At 67.6% G+C, this 17,341-nt stretch carries 16 protein-coding genes; 8 read left to right on the top strand and 8 right to left on the bottom strand.

Annotated features, from left to right (window positions below; genetic code table 11):
- Genes treY through ABQE44_RS16265 form a run of 3 tightly spaced genes read left to right on the top strand, consistent with a single transcriptional unit; the run spans position 1 to position 4,521 of the window.
- Positions 1-2,286, top strand: coding sequence for a malto-oligosyltrehalose synthase (treY, locus tag ABQE44_RS16275; RefSeq protein ID WP_448430831.1), 2,286 nt, complete (start codon positions 1-3; stop codon positions 2,284-2,286).
- Positions 2,279-4,042 carry a malto-oligosyltrehalose trehalohydrolase gene (gene treZ / locus ABQE44_RS16270; RefSeq protein WP_448430829.1) on the top strand — a complete coding sequence of 588 codons (1,764 nt, stop codon included), beginning with the start codon at positions 2,279-2,281 and terminating at the stop codon, positions 4,040-4,042. Before treY ends, treZ begins: the two co-directional genes overlap by 8 nt.
- Positions 4,043-4,080: 38 nt before the next feature.
- Positions 4,081-4,521, top strand: a complete 441-nt coding sequence (locus ABQE44_RS16265) for a hypothetical protein (protein ID WP_448394383.1) — start codon at positions 4,081-4,083, stop codon at positions 4,519-4,521.
- Here ABQE44_RS16265 and ilvA read toward each other — a convergent pair whose 3' ends face one another.
- Both ilvA and ABQE44_RS16255 read right to left on the bottom strand, forming a co-directional pair.
- Entirely contained in the window at positions 4,522-5,808 is a 1,287-nt protein-coding gene (ilvA, locus tag ABQE44_RS16260; protein ID WP_448394382.1) for a threonine ammonia-lyase IlvA, read from the bottom strand.
- Positions 5,809-5,837: 29 nt separating this feature from the next.
- Positions 5,838-6,275 (bottom strand): nitroreductase family deazaflavin-dependent oxidoreductase, encoded by a 438-nt coding sequence (locus ABQE44_RS16255; protein WP_448394381.1) that lies wholly within the window; start codon positions 6,273-6,275, stop codon positions 5,838-5,840.
- Between the two features lie 88 nt (positions 6,276-6,363).
- Between ABQE44_RS16255 and ABQE44_RS16250 the strand changes: the two genes are divergently transcribed.
- Entirely contained in the window at positions 6,364-6,567 is a 204-nt protein-coding gene (locus ABQE44_RS16250) for a hypothetical protein (RefSeq protein ID WP_448394380.1), read from the top strand.
- A 108-nt stretch (positions 6,568-6,675) separates the two neighbouring features.
- Positions 6,676-7,446, top strand: coding sequence for a DUF6498-containing protein (locus tag ABQE44_RS16245; protein WP_448394497.1), 771 nt, complete (start codon positions 6,676-6,678; stop codon positions 7,444-7,446).
- 14 nt (positions 7,447-7,460) lie between these two features.
- Here ABQE44_RS16245 and dnaE read toward each other — a convergent pair whose 3' ends face one another.
- The 5 genes from dnaE to lspA form a co-directional block, all read right to left on the bottom strand.
- Entirely contained in the window at positions 7,461-11,003 is a 3,543-nt protein-coding gene (dnaE, locus tag ABQE44_RS16240) for a DNA polymerase III subunit alpha (protein WP_448394379.1), read from the bottom strand.
- 72 nt (positions 11,004-11,075) lie between these two features.
- Positions 11,076-11,753 carry a TetR/AcrR family transcriptional regulator gene (locus ABQE44_RS16235; RefSeq protein WP_448430828.1) on the bottom strand — a complete coding sequence of 226 codons (678 nt, stop codon included), beginning with the start codon at positions 11,751-11,753 and terminating at the stop codon, positions 11,076-11,078.
- A gap of 64 nt (positions 11,754-11,817) precedes the next feature.
- Complete coding sequence (rarD, locus tag ABQE44_RS16230) at positions 11,818-12,723, bottom strand: EamA family transporter RarD (protein ID WP_448430826.1); 906 nt, start codon at positions 12,721-12,723, stop codon at positions 11,818-11,820.
- Positions 12,720-13,649 carry an RluA family pseudouridine synthase gene (locus ABQE44_RS16225; RefSeq protein ID WP_448430824.1) on the bottom strand — a complete coding sequence of 310 codons (930 nt, stop codon included), beginning with the start codon at positions 13,647-13,649 and terminating at the stop codon, positions 12,720-12,722. Before ABQE44_RS16225 ends, rarD begins: the two co-directional genes overlap by 4 nt.
- Positions 13,649-14,209, bottom strand: coding sequence for a signal peptidase II (gene lspA / locus ABQE44_RS16220; RefSeq protein ID WP_448394496.1), 561 nt, complete (start codon positions 14,207-14,209; stop codon positions 13,649-13,651). Before lspA ends, ABQE44_RS16225 begins: the two co-directional genes overlap by 1 nt.
- 63 nt (positions 14,210-14,272) lie before the next feature.
- Between lspA and ABQE44_RS16215 the strand changes: the two genes are divergently transcribed.
- Both ABQE44_RS16215 and ABQE44_RS16210 read left to right on the top strand, forming a co-directional pair.
- Positions 14,273-15,190, top strand: a complete 918-nt coding sequence (locus tag ABQE44_RS16215) for an asparaginase (RefSeq protein ID WP_448430822.1) — start codon at positions 14,273-14,275, stop codon at positions 15,188-15,190.
- Positions 15,191-15,202: 12 nt separating this feature from the next.
- The gene (locus ABQE44_RS16210; RefSeq protein ID WP_448394374.1) at positions 15,203-15,673 is read left to right on the top strand and encodes a hypothetical protein; all 471 of its coding nucleotides are present in this window, start codon (positions 15,203-15,205) and stop codon (positions 15,671-15,673) included.
- Here ABQE44_RS16210 and ABQE44_RS16205 read toward each other — a convergent pair.
- Positions 15,655-17,019: a DNA polymerase IV gene (locus ABQE44_RS16205; protein ID WP_448394373.1), complete on the bottom strand. Its 1,365-nt coding sequence runs from the start codon at positions 17,017-17,019 to the stop codon at positions 15,655-15,657. The two genes, ABQE44_RS16210 and ABQE44_RS16205, sit on opposite strands and share 19 nt — an antisense overlap.
- A 38-nt stretch (positions 17,020-17,057) precedes the next feature.
- On the opposite strand from ABQE44_RS16205, the gene ABQE44_RS16200 reads away from it, so the two are divergent.
- Positions 17,058-17,276, top strand: coding sequence for an RNA-binding S4 domain-containing protein (locus ABQE44_RS16200; protein WP_448394372.1), 219 nt, complete (start codon positions 17,058-17,060; stop codon positions 17,274-17,276).
- The last annotated feature ends 65 nt before the right edge of the window (positions 17,277-17,341 follow it).

Here is a 17,341-nt window from a genome sequence, read left to right as displayed (position 1 = left end):
ATGCCGTCCCGGGTGCTTTCGACGTATCGGCTGCAGATGCGCGGCGACTGCTTCACCTTCGCCGACGCCGAAGCTCAGCTCGATTACCTTGCGTCGCTGGGTGTTTCACACCTGTACCTGTCGCCGATCCTGACGGCCGCCGAGGGGTCCAGCCACGGCTACGACGTCACCGACCCCACGACGGTGTCGGCGGCGTTGGGCGGACCGCAGGGGTTGGCGCGGCTGTCGCAGGCGGCGCGGGCACGCGGCATGGGGCTGATCGTTGACATCGTGCCCAACCACGTCGGCGTCGAGCGGCCCGAGCAGAACCCGTGGTGGTGGGATGTGCTCAAAAACGGCCGTGATTCCGCGTACAGCTCGTTCTTCGATATCGACTGGGAGCTAGGCGACGGGCGGGTCGTGCTTCCGGTGCTGGGTTCCGACGACGACGTCGTTGATCTGCAGGTCGACGGTGACGTGCTGCGCCTCGGCGATCTGGTGTACCCGATCGCCCCCGGGACCGGTGACGGATCGGGCGCCGAAGTCCATGAGCGGCAGCACTACCGTCTCATCGGGTGGCGAAACGGCATCTGCGGCTACCGCCGCTTCTTCTCGATCACCTCACTGGCCGGACTCCGTCAGGAGGACCGGGCGGTGTTCGACGCCACCCATGTCGAGGTCAAACGCTGGTTCGACGCGGGCCTGGTCGACGGGGTGCGCATCGACCACCCCGACGGGCTGTCGGACCCCACGGGATACCTGGCGTGGTTGCGTGAGCTCACCGGACCGGATGCGTGGATCGTCGTCGAGAAGATCCTGGCGCCCGACGAGCCGCTGGAACCGACGCTGCCGATCGCAGGCACCACCGGATACGACGTGATGCGCGAAATCGGTGGTGTGTTCCTCGATTCCGGCGGTGAGCAGCCGCTGACCAACCTGTTCGACTCCGCCGGCGTGCCCTACAGCTCGATGCCGGAGCTGGCCCGAAACCTCAAGTCCGAGGCCGTGACCGAGACCCTGGCCAGCGAGCTGGCCCGGTTGCGCCGCACCGTCGTGGCCGCCACCGGCGCCGACCACGACGATCTGCCCGCGGCGATCGCTGCGTTGCTCAGCCGCGTCGGCGTCTACCGATCCGATTACCGGTCGTTGTCGGCAGTGCTGCCCATCGCGTTCGCCCAAACCGCTACCGTGCGACCGGATCTGGCGGCCCCGCTAGCGCTGGTCGCTGCGGCGTTGGCTGCGCGCCCGGAAGTCGACGTCCGGTTACAGCAGCTGTGCGGTGCCGCGACGGCGAAGTCCATGGAGGACTGCCTGTTCTACCGCGACGCGCGGTTGGTCTCGCTCAACGAGGTCGGCTCGGAACCGCACCTGTTCGGGGTCAGCGTCGCGGAGTTTCATCAACGGGCGGCGGTGCGTGCGCGGATATGGCCGGCCGCGATGGTCGGTCTGACCACCCACGACACCAAACGCGGTGAGGATGTGCGCGCCAGGATCGGGGTGCTGTCCCAGGTCCCTGCGCTGTGGGCGGAGCTGACCGGCAAATGGGGCCTGTCCACCCCGCCGCCGGATGCGGCCACCGGTCTTTTCCTGTGGCAGAACCTGTTCGGCGTATGGCCAGCCGACGGGGACATCACCGACACCCTGCGGCAGCGAGTGCACGGCTACGCCGAGAAGGCAATCCGCGAAGCCGCGGTGCACACCACCTGGAACGATCCCGACAGCGACTTCGAGTCCACGGTGCACGCGTGGCTCGACGCGGTGTTCGACGGGCCGGTGGCGTCCGAGATGACGTCGCTGGTGGCCCGCCTCGACGCGCACGCGCACAGCGACGCGCTGGGCCAGAAGCTACTGGGCCTCACTGTGCCCGGTGTTCCCGACGTCTACCAGGGCACCGAACTGTGGGAGGACAGCCTCGTCGACCCCGACAACCGCAGGCCCGTCGACTATTCGGTGCGCCGCGACGCGTTGCACGCGATGCGACATCCGAAGCTGCGGGTGGTGGCGGCGGCGCTGGCGCTGCGGCGGGAGCGCCCGGATACGTTTTCTGAGGGCGGCTACCGTCCGATGCTGGCCGACGGACCCGCCGCCGAGCACCTGTTGGGCTTCCTGCGCGGTTGTGACGTGCTGACCGCAGTGACCCGCCACTCCGTGCGACTGTCCGAAACCGGCTGGGGCGACACGTCATTGACGCTGCCAGCGGGGATATGGGCAGACCGGCTCTCGGGTGTCCGGCACCGTGGCGACGTGTTGGCCGCTGAGCTGTTCGCCGACCTGCCGGTGGCCTTGCTGGAGCAGATCGATGGTTGAGTTCGCGGTCTGGGCGCCGGTGCCCGAGCGGGTCCGTCTCGACGTCGACGGCACCCGCTACGACATGGACCGCGGCGACGACGGCTGGTGGCGTGCCGAGGTGACCGCCCGCCCGGACGCCCGCTACGGCTTCGTTCTCGACGACGGTGCTGGTTTCGACGACACCGTGCTGCCCGACCCGCGCTCCGCCCGCCAACCGGACGGTGTGCACGACAGATCGCAACTGTGGCAGCCGGATCCGTCGGTGTGGACGGACGACGGGTGGACGGGCCGCTCGATCGAGGGTCAGGTGATCTACGAGCTGCACGTCGGCACCTTCACTGGCGAGGGCACGTTCGACGCCGCGATCGAAAAACTGGACTACCTGGTCGACCTGGGGGTCGACTTCGTCGAGTTGATGCCGGTGAACGCGTTCGGCGGGACACACGGGTGGGGCTACGACGGTGTGCTGTGGTACGCGGTGCACGAACCGTACGGCGGACCCGACGGGCTGGTCCGCCTCATCGACGCCTGCCACGCGCGCGGCCTGAGCGTGCTGATCGACGCCGTCTTCAACCACCTCGGTCCGTCCGGGAACTACCTGCCGCGGTTCGGGCCCTACCTGTCGTCGGGCAGCAACCCGTGGGGCGAGTCCATCAACATCTCCGGCCCCGACGCCGACGAAGTGCGCCGCTACATCCTCGACTGCGCGCTGCGGTGGATGCGGGACTTCCACGCTGACGGGCTGCGCTTGGACGCCGTGCATGCGCTGGTGGACACCACCGCCATCCACATCCTCGAGGAACTGTCCGCCGAAACCGACGCGCTGGCAGCGGAGTTGGGTCGCCCACTGTCGCTGATCGCCGAAAGCGACCTCAACGACCCGCGGCTGATCACGCCGCGTGACCGCGGCGGCTACGGGATGACCGCCCAGTGGGACGACGACATCCATCACGCCATCCACGCCGCGGTATCAGGTGAACGTCAGGGCTACTACGGCGATTTCGGATCGCTGGACGCGCTGGCTGCCACACTGAAGAACGGCTACTTCCACGCGGGGACCTACTCCTCGTTCCGGCACCGCCGCCACGGCCGGCCGTTGGACACGTCGACAATTCCGGCGACCCGACTGCTGGCCTACACGCTGACCCACGACCAGGTGGGCAACCGGGCGGTCGGTGACCGACCGTCGCAGAACCTGACGACCGGCCAACTCGCGGTCAAGGCGGCGCTGGTACTCGGATCCCCCTACACGGCAATGATGTTCATGGGCGAGGAATGGGGTTCGTCGTCGCCGTTTCAGTTCTTCAGCTCCCATCCGGAGCCGGAGTTGGCCAGGGCCACCGCCGAGGGGCGCAAACGCGAGTTCGCCGAGCACGGCTGGAACGCCGACGAGATCCCCGACCCGCAGGACCCCGGGACGTTTCTGCGGTCCAAACTCAACTGGGACGAAGTCGACGACGGCGACCATGCCCGGCTGCTCGACCTCTACCGGCAGCTGATCGCGTTGCGTGACAACCACTCCGATTTCACCGACCCGTGGCTGGACCACCTGCGGATCGAGTACGACGAGGCGCAGCGGTGGATCGTGATGCACCGCGGCGCGTTCGCGGTGGCGTGCAATCTCGGCATCGAAGCCGTCGACGTCCCGGTCACCGGCGAGGTGGTGCTGGCCTCGGACGATCCGACGGTCGGCGCGGAAGCCACCCGGCTGCCGGGTCATTCGTTCGTGGTTGTCAAGTCGCTGTCCACAGGCGACGACCCTGTGGATAACTGATTGGCGCAATTCGTCGAGCGCGGGTGATGCTCGGCGGTATGACCGACTGCTATCCCCCGCCGCCCATCGAAACCGCAACCGACCCGATCCACTCGACCGCCGACCTATGCCAACGATGGCGCGCCCTGATGGGGCCGCTCGGATTCGGCCAGCGGTTGCTGTGGGTCGGCTTCGTCGGTCCCGACCAGTGCATGATCAAGGCGTACAGCCAGATTCCGCTGGGCTCGGGGGCCAACCCGGAACTCGCCGAATTGGTCATATCCGGGGTGTCTGACGTCCTGCTCGACTTTCCACAGGGCACCACGGTGGCACTGCTGTTGACACGGCCGGGCATCGGGCCGGTCTCGCACCTGGACCGGCGGTGGTCGGCGCTGTTGACCGAAGCCGCTGCCGCCCACGAGGTTGCGCTCGAGCCGATCTTCCGTGCGCACGACGAGTCGCTCGTGCTTGTGGAGCCTCGCGTGGACGCCGCGGTGTGACTAGAGCAGGAAACGGTATGCCGGCGAACCGGGTTCGAGCGCCTCCACGTGCATATCGGAGGCCGCCATCCGCTCCAGCAGCCCTTCGAGGTCGGCCGCCGAGCTGAGCTCGATACCGACCAGCGCCTCACCGGTCTCGCGGTTGTTGCGCTTGACGTACTCGAACAGCGTGATGTCGTCGCCCGGCCCCAGCACGCCGTCGAGGAAACGCCGCAGCGCGCCGGGCTCCTGCGGAAAGTCCACGAGGAAATAGTGTTTTAGGCCGAGGTGCACCAGTGAACGCTCGAGCACCTCCCCGTAGCGCGACACGTCGTTGTTGCCCCCGGACACCACGCACACCACGGTGGATCCGGGTTCGATCTCGGCCTCCATCAACCCCGCGACCGACAGCGCGCCCGCAGGTTCGGCGATGATGCCTTCGTTCTGGTACAGGTCGAGCATCGCCGTGCACACCGCGCCCTCGTCGACCGTGGTGATCGACACCATGTCCCCTGCGGCGGCCAGCGCCGCGTACGTCAACTCACCCGCCCGGTTCACCGCCGCACCGTCGACGAACTGGTCGACGGAATTCAGGGTCACCGGCCCGCCGGCGGCCAGCGCGGCGATCATCGCCGCCGCACCCGCGGGTTCGATGCCGAGCACCGAGGTGCCCGATGTCCGTTCGGCCAGATACGTGGTGATACCGGCGATACAGCCGCCGCCGCCGACCGGAACGATCACCAGATCCGGTTCCTCGTCGAGTTGATCGAGGATCTCGGCGGCGATGGTGCCCTGGCCGGCCATCGTGCGCAGATCGTCGTAGGGCGGCACCAAGGTCGCACCGGTCCGCGCGACGTCGTCGAGCGCTGCCGCCGCGGCCTCGTCGTAGGTCTTGCCGACGACGATCAACTCGATGAACTCACGGCCGTGATAACGGATCCGGTCCCGCTTCTGTTTGGGTGTCTTGCCCGGCACGTAGACGCGGCCGTGGATACCCATCGACCGGCACGCCATCGCGAACCCCTGGGCGTGGTTGCCCGCCGACGAGCACACCACCCCGCCGGCAGTCTCCTCCGAGGACAACTGCATCAACATGTTGTGGGCGCCGCGCAGCTTGTACGAGCGGACCGGCTGTAGATCCTCGCGCTTGAGGTACACCGTGGCGCCGGTCGCATCCGAGAGCCGTTCGCTGAACTGCAGCGGGCTGCGCAGCACCACGCCGGCAATTCGCTGAGCCGCATCGTCAATGTCCGCAGCACGAAGTTGCCGCGCACGCGTGCGGATACTCTGGCTCAGTTCAGCGGTCACCGGACAATGGTGCCACCAACCTGCGGTTATCAGCTAATCGGGGTCAACACGAACACCGGGATCGCCCGGTCGGTCTTGATCTGGTAGTCGGCGTAATCCGGGTAGGCATCGACCGCGCGCTCCCACCACAGCGCCTTTTCCTCGCCGAAGACCTCGCGCGCCTCGTAGTCCTTGGTGACCGCGCCGTCCTGCAACTGCACCAGCGGATGCGCCTTGACGTTGTAGTACCAGACCGGATTCTTCGGCGCGCCGCCCAACGACGCAACGACCGCGTACTGACCGTCGTGTTCCACCCGCATCAGCGGCGTCTTGCGGATCTTGCCGGTCTTCGCGCCCACCGTGGTCAGCAGGATGATCGGCCTACCATTCAGGTCCACGCCGGTGGTGGTGCCGGACTCCAGGATCTTGTCGGCGTGTTCGCGCACCCAGTCCCACGGGCTGGGCTCGTATTCTCCGGAAAAAGCCATGTGACCACCTTAGATCCGCTATGTGATCCGATCCCCGGATCCAGTGTTTCGGCTAGCCGAAACTTCGGTTACGAGCTATCGTGGCCATATGACCGTACGCGACGAAGTCAGCATCGCCGGCGTTCCCTGGCCGGTGTACAAGGTGCTGTCTTTGGTCATCGGTTTCGTGGTCCTGGCGATCGTGGCGTTCGCGACGATGTCGGCGGCGCCGGCTGTGCTGGCCGCCGCGGCCGCAGCCACCGTGACGTGGCTTTTTCTGCGCCCGTTTCAGCGTTCCGGCAGCACCGACTGATTCTGGACGAGTTGACGCAACGTCGATAGGCCGGCGGCCACCGGGGCAGCGTCGGGCGTCAAATTCGTATGCTTCGGCGCGGTCGATGTACCGGGCGAGCGTGCGACGATACTCGCCGTGACCCGGTTGATCACGCTGCTGGCAGTCAACGCTGTTCCGGCTGCAGGTTGGTTCATCGGGGACTGGTCAGCCGGGACGACCCTCGCGGTGTACTGGTTCGAGAACCTTGCGGGATCGGTGTGTGTCGCGGTCCTCATCGCCGCGCATCAGCGGTTGCGTCCTCGCCGCGGACATTTCGCGTATCAGGCACCCGACCGGCGCGGCGCCCAGTCGTCGTCCTTCATCAGCGGTTTTCTCATCACCAGCCTGGCGTTCTGCGCGGCGCACGGCATCTTCCTCGGCGTGATTTTGCTCCTGCTCGACCACAGTGGCCAGCGCGGTCTCGCTGTGGTGGCCTGGCCAAGCGTGCTGACCGGGTGCGTGATCGTGCTGGTCTTACTCGTCATCGATCTCGCTGTCGATCTCGTTCGGGTGCGCAGTTGGACCTTCTTGCGGATCGAGCGGACGGCCTACCGCGGCCTCGGACGCGTCGGCGTCGTCCATCTGACACTCATTTTCGGTCTTTTCGGTATGGCGATGACCGATACGCCCGCAGCGTTGTTCGGGATCTTTGTGGTGCTGAAAACCCTGTACGCACTCACCATGGCGCTGCCACAGTGGGAACCGGCCACCGCGCCCGAGCGGCTCAGCCGTGTGATGAACCGCCTACCCAACGTGCGTCCGGGTGAGAGCTTCGAAGATCGCTGGATAAAAGACCGAGCCGACGAAGCTGACCGGCGCGAAAGAAACGAACAACCCTGGGCCGGCGTCCGACGCTGATCGACGGCCGCGGATCAACCGCCGAGGCAGCCGGGACCGAGCAGGGCCTTGAGATCACCCATCAACGCCGACGACGGCGTCACCCGCAGCGACGAATCCAGTTCCAGGGTGGTGATCCGCTCACCGCTGATCAGCCTCAGATGCACCTGCGAGGTGCCCGGGTGGCGGGCCAGCACCTGTTTGAGCGCGCTGACCTTGTCGACCGTGCACTGCCGCGTCGGCAGGCTGACCGCCACCGGCCGGTCCAATACGGCGGTGGAGAAGTCCGGCACCACCAACTCGTTGGCGATCACCGAGATCCTGTCGTCGCGGATCGCCACCTTCGCGCCGACCAGCACCACCGCATCGTCGGCGATCTCCGCACCGAACATGGAGTAGGTCTGCGGGAAGAACAACACCTCGATCCCGCCGGTGAGGTCCTCCAATTGCGCTGAGGCCCAGGGCAGTCCGTTCTTGTTGACCCGGCGGTTCACCGAGGCGAGGATGCCGCCGATGCGCACCTGAGTGTCGTTGGGGACGTCACCGTCGAGGATGGCTGGGATCTGCGTGTCGACCTGCGCGGTCAGCAGATGGGCGATTCCGTTGAGCGGATGGCCCGATACGTACAGGCCCAGCATCTCGCGTTCGAGCGCGAGTTTGTGCTTGTCCTCCCACTCCTCGTCGGGCACCTTGATCGTGAACACCGCGTCGGTGGCGGTGTCGGCGCCGCCGAACAGGTCGAACTGGCCCATCGCCTCGGCCTTCTTGGTGCCCAGCACCGAGTCGACCGCGTCGGTGTGAATCAGGAACAGACCCTTGCGCGGATGGCCCAGCGAGTCGAACGCGCCCGCCTTGATCAGCGACTCGGTCACCTTCTTGTTGCAGGCGGCGATGTCGATCTTGTTCAGGTAGTCGGAGAAGTCGATGTACTTACCCTTCTCCGTACGGGTATTAATCAGCGACGCAACGACATTCGCACCGACGTTGCGCACAGCGCCCAGCCCGTACCGGATGTCCTCCCCCACGGAGGCGAAGTTCACCGCGGACTCGTTGACGTCCGGGGGCAGCACCGTGATGCCGAGCCTGCGGCAGTCGGAGAGGTAGACGGCCGCCTTGTCCTTGTCGTCGCCCACCGACGTCAGCAGCCCCGCCATGTACTCGGCCTTGTAGTTGGCCTTGAGGTAGGCGGTCCAGTACGACACCAGCCCATAGCCGGCTGCGTGCGACTTGTTGAACGCGTAGTCGGCGAACGGCAATACGGTGTCCCACAACGCCTTGATGGCACCGGCGGAAAACCCGTTGGCTTTCATCCCGTCGGAGAAGCCCTCGTACTCCTTGTCGAGCACCTCGCGCTTCTTCTTGCCCATGGCCTTGCGCAGAATGTCGGCTCGGGCCAGGGAGTAACCGGCCACCTTCTGCGCGATGCGCATTATCTGCTCTTGGTAGACGATCAGGCCGTAGGTCTCGGCGAGGATGTCGCGCAACGGCTCCTCGAGCTCGGGGTGGATGGGTTTGATCCCCTGGCGGCCGTTCTTGCGGTCGGCGTAGTCGTTGTGGGCGTTCATGCCCATCGGGCCGGGCCGGTACAACGCCAGCACCGCGACGATGTCGTCGAACCCGGTGGGCTGCATGCGGCGCAGCAGATCGCGCATCGGCCCGCCGTCGAGCTGGAACACCCCCAGCGTGTCCCCGCGGCCCAGCAGCTCGTAGGTCGCCGGGTCGTCCATCGGGACGGTGTCCAGATCCAGGTCGATGCCGCGGTTGGCTTTGATGTTCTCCAGCGCGTCGCCGATGATCGTCAGGTTGCGCAGCCCGAGGAAGTCCATCTTCAACAGGCCGATTTCTTCGCACGACGGGTAGTCCCAACCGGTGATGACGGCGCCGTCCTGCGGACGCCGCCACAGCGGGATGGCATCCATCAGCGGTTCGGAGCTCATGATCACCGCGCAGGCGTGCACGCCCGCATTGCGGACCAAACCCTCGAGGCCGCGCGCGGTTTCGTAGATCGTGCGCACGTCGGGGTCGGTGTCGATCAGGTTGCGGACCTCGGCGGCTTCCTTGTACCGCTCATGGTTGGGGTCGGTGATCCCGGCGACGGGGATGTCCTTGGCCATGATCGGCGGCGGCAGCGCCTTGGTGATCCGGTCGGCGATGGCGAAGCCGGGCTGCCCGTAGTGCACCCGGGCCGCGTCCTTGAGCGCGGCCTTGGTCTTGATGGTGCCGAACGTGATGACCTGGGCCACCCGGTCGTTACCCCAGCGCTCGGCGGCGTAGCGCACCATCTCACCGCGGCGACGGTCGTCGAAGTCGATGTCGATGTCGGGCATCGACGCGCGTTCGGGGTTGAGGAACCGCTCGAACAGCAGCCCGTGTTCGATCGGGTCGATGTCGGTGATCCGCAGCGCGTAGGCGACCAGCGATCCCGCCGCCGATCCGCGGCCCGGACCCACCCGGATGTCGACCGAGCGTGCGTAGTTGATCAGGTCGGCCACGATCAGAAAGTACGACGGGTAGCCCTTCGCGCAGATGACGTCGATCTCGTAGGCCGCGCGGTCGACGTAGTGCTGCGGGACCCCCGCCGGGAAGCGTCGCGCCAGCCCCGCGTCGACCTCATGGCGCAGCCAGGACGCCTGGTCGTGGCCTTCCGGCACCGGAAATGTCGGCATCCGGTCGCGCTGTTCCCACACGTCGGCGTAGGACGACACCCGTTCGGCGATCAGCAGCGTGGCATCGCAGGCTCCGGGCACCTGGTCGTCCCACAGGGCGCGCATCTCGGCGGCGGACTTCAGGAAGTAGCCGTCACCGTCGAACTTGAACCGGTTGGGATCCGACAGCGTTTTTCCCGTCTGGATACACAACAGCGCCTCGTGGTTCTGGGCGGCGTCGCGGGTGACGTAGTGGCAGTCGTTGGTGGCCAGCGGCGGGATGCCGAGCTTGCGGCCGATCTCCAACAGACCCTCGCGCACGCGCCGTTCGATGTCGAGGCCGTGATCCATCAACTCGAGGAAAAAGTTGTCGGGCCCGAAGATCTCGCGCCATTTGGCGGCCGCCTCGAGCGCCTCGCGGTCATGGCCGAGCCGCAGCCGGGTCTGCACCTCGCCGGAAGGACAGCCGGTGGTAGCGATGATGCCGGCCGCGTGTTCGGCGATGAGTTCGGCGTCCATCCGCGACCACTTGCCCAACTGGCCCTCGAAGGACGCCAGGGACGACAGCTTGAACAGGTTGCGCAACCCGGTCGCGTTCTCGGCGACCATCGTCATATGGGTGTAGGAACCGCTGCCCGAGACGTCGTCACTCTTCTGGCCCGGATCACCCCACAGGATGCGTTTGGTGTCGAACCTCGACGCCGGGGCGATATAGGCCTCGACACCGATGATCGGCTTGATTCCCACCTCGGTCGCCTTGTTGTAGAACTCGCTGGCGCCGAACATGTTTCCGTGGTCGGTCATCCCGACCGCAGGCATCTCCAGGCGCTGCGCCTCGGTAAGCATCGGCGTGATCTTCGCGGCACCGTCCAGCATCGAGTACTCGGTGTGGTTGTGGAGGTGCACGAAGGACCGCGAAGACGAACCGCTCATAGGCAGGCCAGTCTATGGCCGAGCTGCGACACTTCCCGGCGTGTCGCGCTGCGTGTCTCTGGCCGGCCCTTCTCAGGTCGGGGCGGCAGTGAGCGGCCGGGTGCACGACGGACCGTCCAGCAATCTCCCTGCCAGGAGTCGATGTAGTTGCTTGGCAATTTCGTCGACGTCGGTGGACGAATGCACGAAGCCGGCGAAAAAACCCACCCCCCAAAACATCGCGGCCAGCAGATCGGCGACGGCGGCCACGTCGACGTCGGCGGGGACCTCGCCGCGCCGTGCCGCGTCCTCGACCAGCCAGCGGTAGAATCCGCCCACCGCTTCGGCGATGAGTGAGCTGCCGCCGCGCAGCGCGGGGCTGCGGTGCAGGTCCAGGCGCGACGTGATGACGAACCGGGTGGCCGAGCCGTCGGGAGTGTCCGCCCGGCGCACGGCGGCAACGAACGCCGTTAACTGTTTCAGCAGGTTCTGCTCGCGTTTGGCGACCGCGATGCAATCGGACACCATCGCATGGGCTTGTCGGCCCAGCTCGTCGTAGATCTGCTCTTTGGTGTCGAAGTAGTAATGCATCGTCGGGCGGCTGAACCCGGAGCGCTGCGCGATGGCCTGAAACGTCGTCGCCTCGTAGCCGCGTTCGCTGAATACGTGGCGTGCCGCGCGCAGGATGCTCGCGCGCGTCTCGCCTGAGTCGGATCCGGCCGGACGGCCACGTCCGCGTCCACCTCGCGCCAGCTCGTTCCGACAGGTCACGAGCAAACGCTAGGGCATTGCTGAATCAAGGTCAACAGCAACGTGTCGCCGAGGGCACGCGAAGTTAGCTGTCAGCGGCCAACGCCAACGCGCGCCGATCGTCTCGCGCGCGCCGCACGGCGTCCAAGCTGAACACCAGCAGCGCCATCCAGATCAACGCGAAGCCCAGCCAGCGCGCAGGCGGCATCGGCTCACCTCCGACGACCACGCCCCAGGCCATCTGCAGCGCCGGGTTCAGGTAGAACAACACGCCCAGCGTCACAAGTGGCAAACGCTGCGCCGCAGCGGCGAAGAGCAGCAACGGGATTGCGGTCACTGGTCCGGCCAGCAACAGCAGCGCGGCCTGGTCGGGCCCGTGGTTGACGAAGTGCGCCTGCCCGACGGCCTGTAGCCACAGCAGGTAGCCGATCGCCGCCGGCAGCGCCCATAGCGTTTCCACCGTCACGCTCACCCGCGGGTCGGCATCGACCACCTTCTTGATCAGCCCGTACAGACCGAACGACACGGCCAGCACGAGCGCGATGTACGGCGGCTCGCCCACCTCGACGGTCAGGATCGCCACCGCGACGACCGCCAGCACCAACGCCACCAGCTGCCAGGTACCCAGCCGCTCCCGGAAAATCACCACCCCCAGCGCCACGCTGATCAACGGGTTGATGAAGTACCCGAGCGCGGCGTCCACCACGTGCCCGTTGGTGACGGACCAGATGTAGGTGCCCCAGTTGATCGCGATGAACGCCGAGGCGGCCAACAGCTGCAGCCAGGCCCGCCTGCTGAGCCGACGCAGGTCACCGATCCGGTGCGCGACCGCCAGGATCGTCAGCAGGAACACGGCGCTCCACACGAAGCGGTGCGCCAGCACCTCGGTCGCGGTGGCCGGCAGCAGCAGCAGGAAGAAACCCGGGCACAAACCCCACCAGACGTAGGCGCCGACCCCGAACAACAACCCGGATCGACGGGTCTGGGTCACAGTTCGTGTTTGCGCAGCACGTCAAGGGCGTGCTGCAGATCGGCCGGGTATGGGCTGGTGATCTCCACGCGCCGGCCGTCGGCCGGATGCGCGAAGGCCAACGACCTGGCGTGCAACCACTGGCGGGTCAGGTCAAGCCGTTTCGCCAGGGTGGGGTCCGCGCCGTAGGTGAGGTCACCGACACAGGGGTGATGCAGCGCGGCGAAATGCACGCGGATCTGGTGGGTACGCCCGGTTTCCAGCTCGATGTCGAGCAGGCTGGCGGCCTGGTGGGCTTCCAGGGTGTCGTAGTGGGTGATGCTGTGCCTGCCGTGCTCGGTGACCGCGAATTTCCAGTCGTGGCCCCGGTGCCGCCCGATCGGCGCGTCGATGGTTCCGCTCGACGGATCCGGATGTCCTTGTACCAGCGCGTGATAGCGCTTCTCGACGGTGCGTTGTTTGAACGCCCGCTTCAGCACGGTGTACGCACGCTCGGACAGCGCCACCACCATGACACCCGAGGTGCCGACGTCGAGGCGGTGCACGATGCCTTGGCGCTCGTGGATGCCCGACGTGCTGATGCGATACCCGGCGGCGGCCAGCCCGCCCAGCACCGTCGGCCCGCTCCACCCGACGGTGGCGTGGGCCGCCACGCCGGGCGGTTTGTCGACCGCCACGATGTCGGCGTCCGAGTACAGGATCGCCATGCCCTCGATCTCGACGGGCGTATTCTCAACCGGCGCAGGGGCTTCCGGCAACTGCACGTCTAGCCACGCCCCGGCCGTGAGCTTGTCGGATTTGCCGACCCGCGAACCGTCCAGGTTGATGCCGCCGTCGTCGGCCATGGCGGCAACCGCCGTCCGCGACAACCCGAGCAGCCGCGCCAATCCGGCGTCCACGCGCATCCCGGCCAGCCCGTCGGGGACCGGCATCGATCGGCTGGCCATCAGCCGCCGTCGTTGCCGGCGCTACGCCTACCGACCGTGTCGAAATCGAACCCGAACAGCGACAGCACCACCAGCAGGATGGCACCACCGACCACCGAGGGGTCGGCCACGTTGAACACCGGCCACCAGCCGATGGACAGGAAGTCGACGACGTGGCCGTGCAGCGGACCCGGCGAGCGGAAGAACCGGTCGACCAGGTTGCCCATCGCACCACCGAGAATCATGCCCAGTCCGACGGCCCACCATGGCGACACCAGCCTGCGGCCCATCCAGATGATGCCGATCACCACGCCCGTCGCGATCAATGTCAGCACCCACGTGTAACCGGTCGCCATCGAGAACGCCGCCCCGGAGTTGCGCACCAGGGTCCAGGTCACGGTATCGCCGATGATCGACACCGGCTGCCCTGGCGTCAGGAGTTTCACCGCGAGCACCTTCGTGACGATGTCGGCCGCCAACACCACCGCAGCGACGGTGAGCAGCATGCGCAGCCGGCGTTTCGGCGCAGGCTGCGGCGCCGCGTCGGCCGGCACTGCGGCGTGCTCGCCCTCGTCGGTCACGGGCCGGGCTTCATCAGTCACTCCCCCATCATTCCAAAGATTCGATGAGGAAGAATTCGGCCCATGGCTCGCCTCGTTGTCGTCACCACCGGTGGCACCATCGCCGCGGCCGCCGGCGACGACGGCATCAAGCGCCCGGCCCGCAGCGGCGCGGACCTGACCTCGGGCCTCGACGTGGAGGTCGTGGACCTGATGGCCGTCGACAGCTCGCAGCTGACCCCGGCCGACTGGGACCGGATCCGTTCAGCGTTGCCCGCCGAAGCGGCCGGTGTGGTGATCACCCACGGCACCGACACGATGGAGGAGACGGCGCTGTGGTTGGAACTCACCTACGACGGTGCGGTGCCAGTCGTGCTCACCGGCGCCCAACGCAGTGCGGACGCCGCCGACGCCGACGGACCGGCCAACCTGCGTGACGCGCTGACGCTGGCCGTCAGCCCGACGGCGCGCGGTCTGGGCGTCGCGGTGTGCTTCGCGCACACGGTCTGGCAGCCGCTGGCGATGCACAAGGAGACGACCGACGACCTGCAGTGTTTTGCCGGCCGGGCGCTCGGCACCGTCGCCGACGGTGACGTCACGCTGCACGCCTCGAAGGAACGGCCGTACCTCGGTGCGCTGTCGGCGGCCGCCGCCCCGCGGGTCGACATCGTCACCGCCTATCCCGGCGCGGACACGGCGGCGCTGGACGCGTGTGTGGCCGCGGGAGCCCGGGGCATCGTGCTGGAGGCGCTCGGTGCGGGCAACGCCGGGCAAGCGCTGATCGACGGGGTGCGACGGCACTGCGGTGCGGGTGTCGCGGTGGCAGTGACCACGCGCGTCCCCGGCGGGCGGGTGACCGCCAGCTACGGACCCGGCGCCGAACTGGCCGACGCGGGCGCCGTCGTGGTGCCGCGGCTGCGCTCGCCGCAGGCCCGGGTGCTGTTGATGGCGGCGCTGGGCGCCGATTGCCCCATCGCGGATGCCTTCGCCCGCTGGGGTTGATAAAGAGGAGCGGTGACTGTTTGTTGCGCCGCCCTCGCCGCCGCCCTCGTCGGCCTGGTTGTCACCGTGGCACCGGTCGCGGCCGCCCAACCGGCACCCGACCTCGACGTCAAGGACATCCGCGACTACCCGGTTGCCCAGGGCCGGTACAGCACACCCGACGATTTCTATTACGTCTTCTTCAAGACGCCCGACGGCCGCTCCTGCGGAATCGGGCCGAACGGAGGTCCGGTGGGTTGCGACGCCGTGCCGGGCGACGCGCCGCCGGGCACCAACCAGACCGTCGTAAACAGCTGGGCGCCCGCGCAGTACCGCCACTCCGACACCGCCACGTTCACCCGCGACGTCGACGTGCTCCCGGTGGGACAGCGGCTGGAGAACTGGGGTGCCTCGTGCGCGGTCGAAGACGTCGGCTTGGTGCGCTGTGAGACCTACAACTCACACGGGTTCCTTCTGGCAACCGGCTACGGCGAGCTCTGGTAGCGGCTGAGCTCGTCGAGATAGTCCGACCAGTCCAGGCTGTCGACCGGGTTGGCGCGGGTGACGTCGGCGCTGTCGTCGGGAAACGTGCGCGCGACGCCGGGGCCGGTGGCGCGGGTCTCGAACCGCACCGTCATCACACCGTGCCCGGCGCCCTGGATCCAGCCGTGTCCGTGCTCGGTGTGCGTCACGTCGTCGCCGATGCGCCAGGCTACAGCGGTGGCCGCGACGTCGGTCAGCGTGGGCGGCAACTCGGTGTCGGACACCTCTTCTGCGACGAGGTCCAGATCGGGGAACAGTGACTCCTGGCGCACTTCGGACAGCCCCGAAAAGCCCACGCCGACAAGGCGGATCGGGCCGATCTCGACCGGGTCCAGCAGCAGCCGCCGGGCGGTGGCGATCAACGTGGCGGCGTCGACGGTGGCGTACGGCAGGGTGGCCGAGCGGGTGAGGATGCTCATGTCGGACTTGCGCAGCTTGACCGTGACCGTGCGTGCGCCGCGGCCGTCGCGCTCCAGCCGGGTGTGGGCGTGTTCGCCGATGGTGGCGACCGCCTCGCGCAGCTGATCCAGGGTGATCAGGTCGGCGGGAAAGGTGGATTCGGCGCTGATCTGTTTGGCGGGCGCGTTCTCGGCGACGGGCCGCTCGTCGATGCCCCTGGCGAGCCGGTGCAGTGCAGGACCGACGGTGCCGCCGAGGATGTTGGCGGCTTCGGCGTCGCTCAGCGCGGCGAACGACCCGATGGTCTCGATGCCGAGCCGATGCAGCTTTTCCTCGGCGACGGGCCCGATGCCCCACAGCCGGCGCACCGGCAACCGGTCGAGCAGCGCACGCTCCTCCTCGCGGCGCACCACCCGTACGCCGTCGGGCTTGGCCAGGTCGGAGGCGATCTTGGCGACCTGCTTGCCTGATCCCGCGCCGACGGAGGCCACCAGCCCGGTCTCGTCGAACACCCTGGCTTTCAGTGCCCGGCAGAACGCCTCCACCTCGTCACCCGACGCGCCCGCCAGCTCGGCGGGCTCGCCGAACGCTTCGTCGAACGAAAGCTGTTCCAGCACAGGCACGACGGTGCGCACGGTGTCGAACACCCGGCGGCTCGCGACCCCGTAGACGACACCGCGCGGCGGCAACACCACCGCGGACACGCCGACCAGCCGGCGCGCCTGGTGCATCGGCATCGCCGAGCGGGCGCCGAACACCCGCGACTCGTAGCTCGCGCCCGCCACGACGCCGCGACCGCCGAGCCCGCCCACCAGCACGGGACGCCCGCGCAGGGTGGGCCGGGTCAGCTGCTCGACGGACGCGAAGAATGCGTCCATGTCGAGGTGCAGCACCCAGCGACCGTCCACATCTGCTGATGCTATTGGGGTCGTGTCATCCTGGCGGGGTGGCTACTGATGAAGTCGCGATCACCGACGACACCATTCGGCTCGGCCAGTTTCTCAAGCTCGCCGGGCTGATCGATTCCGGCGCCGACGCCAAGGCCGTCATCGCCAACGGCCTGGTCAGCGTCAACGGCGAAGTCGAGCAACGACGCGGTCGAAAGCTCAGCGCCGGCGACGAGGTATCGCTCGCCGGGCGCACCGCGGTGGTCGTGCGCGCCTAACGCTCACTCCGGGCGCCGAGTGTGGGGTTATGTCACGCAGATTCGCGAAACGCGTATATCTAGGC

The sequence above is a fragment of the Mycolicibacterium sp. XJ2546 genome, from assembly GCF_053483195.1.
The sequence above is the reverse complement of the archived record's forward strand: the minus strand, read 5'-3'. Positions and strand labels throughout refer to the sequence as shown.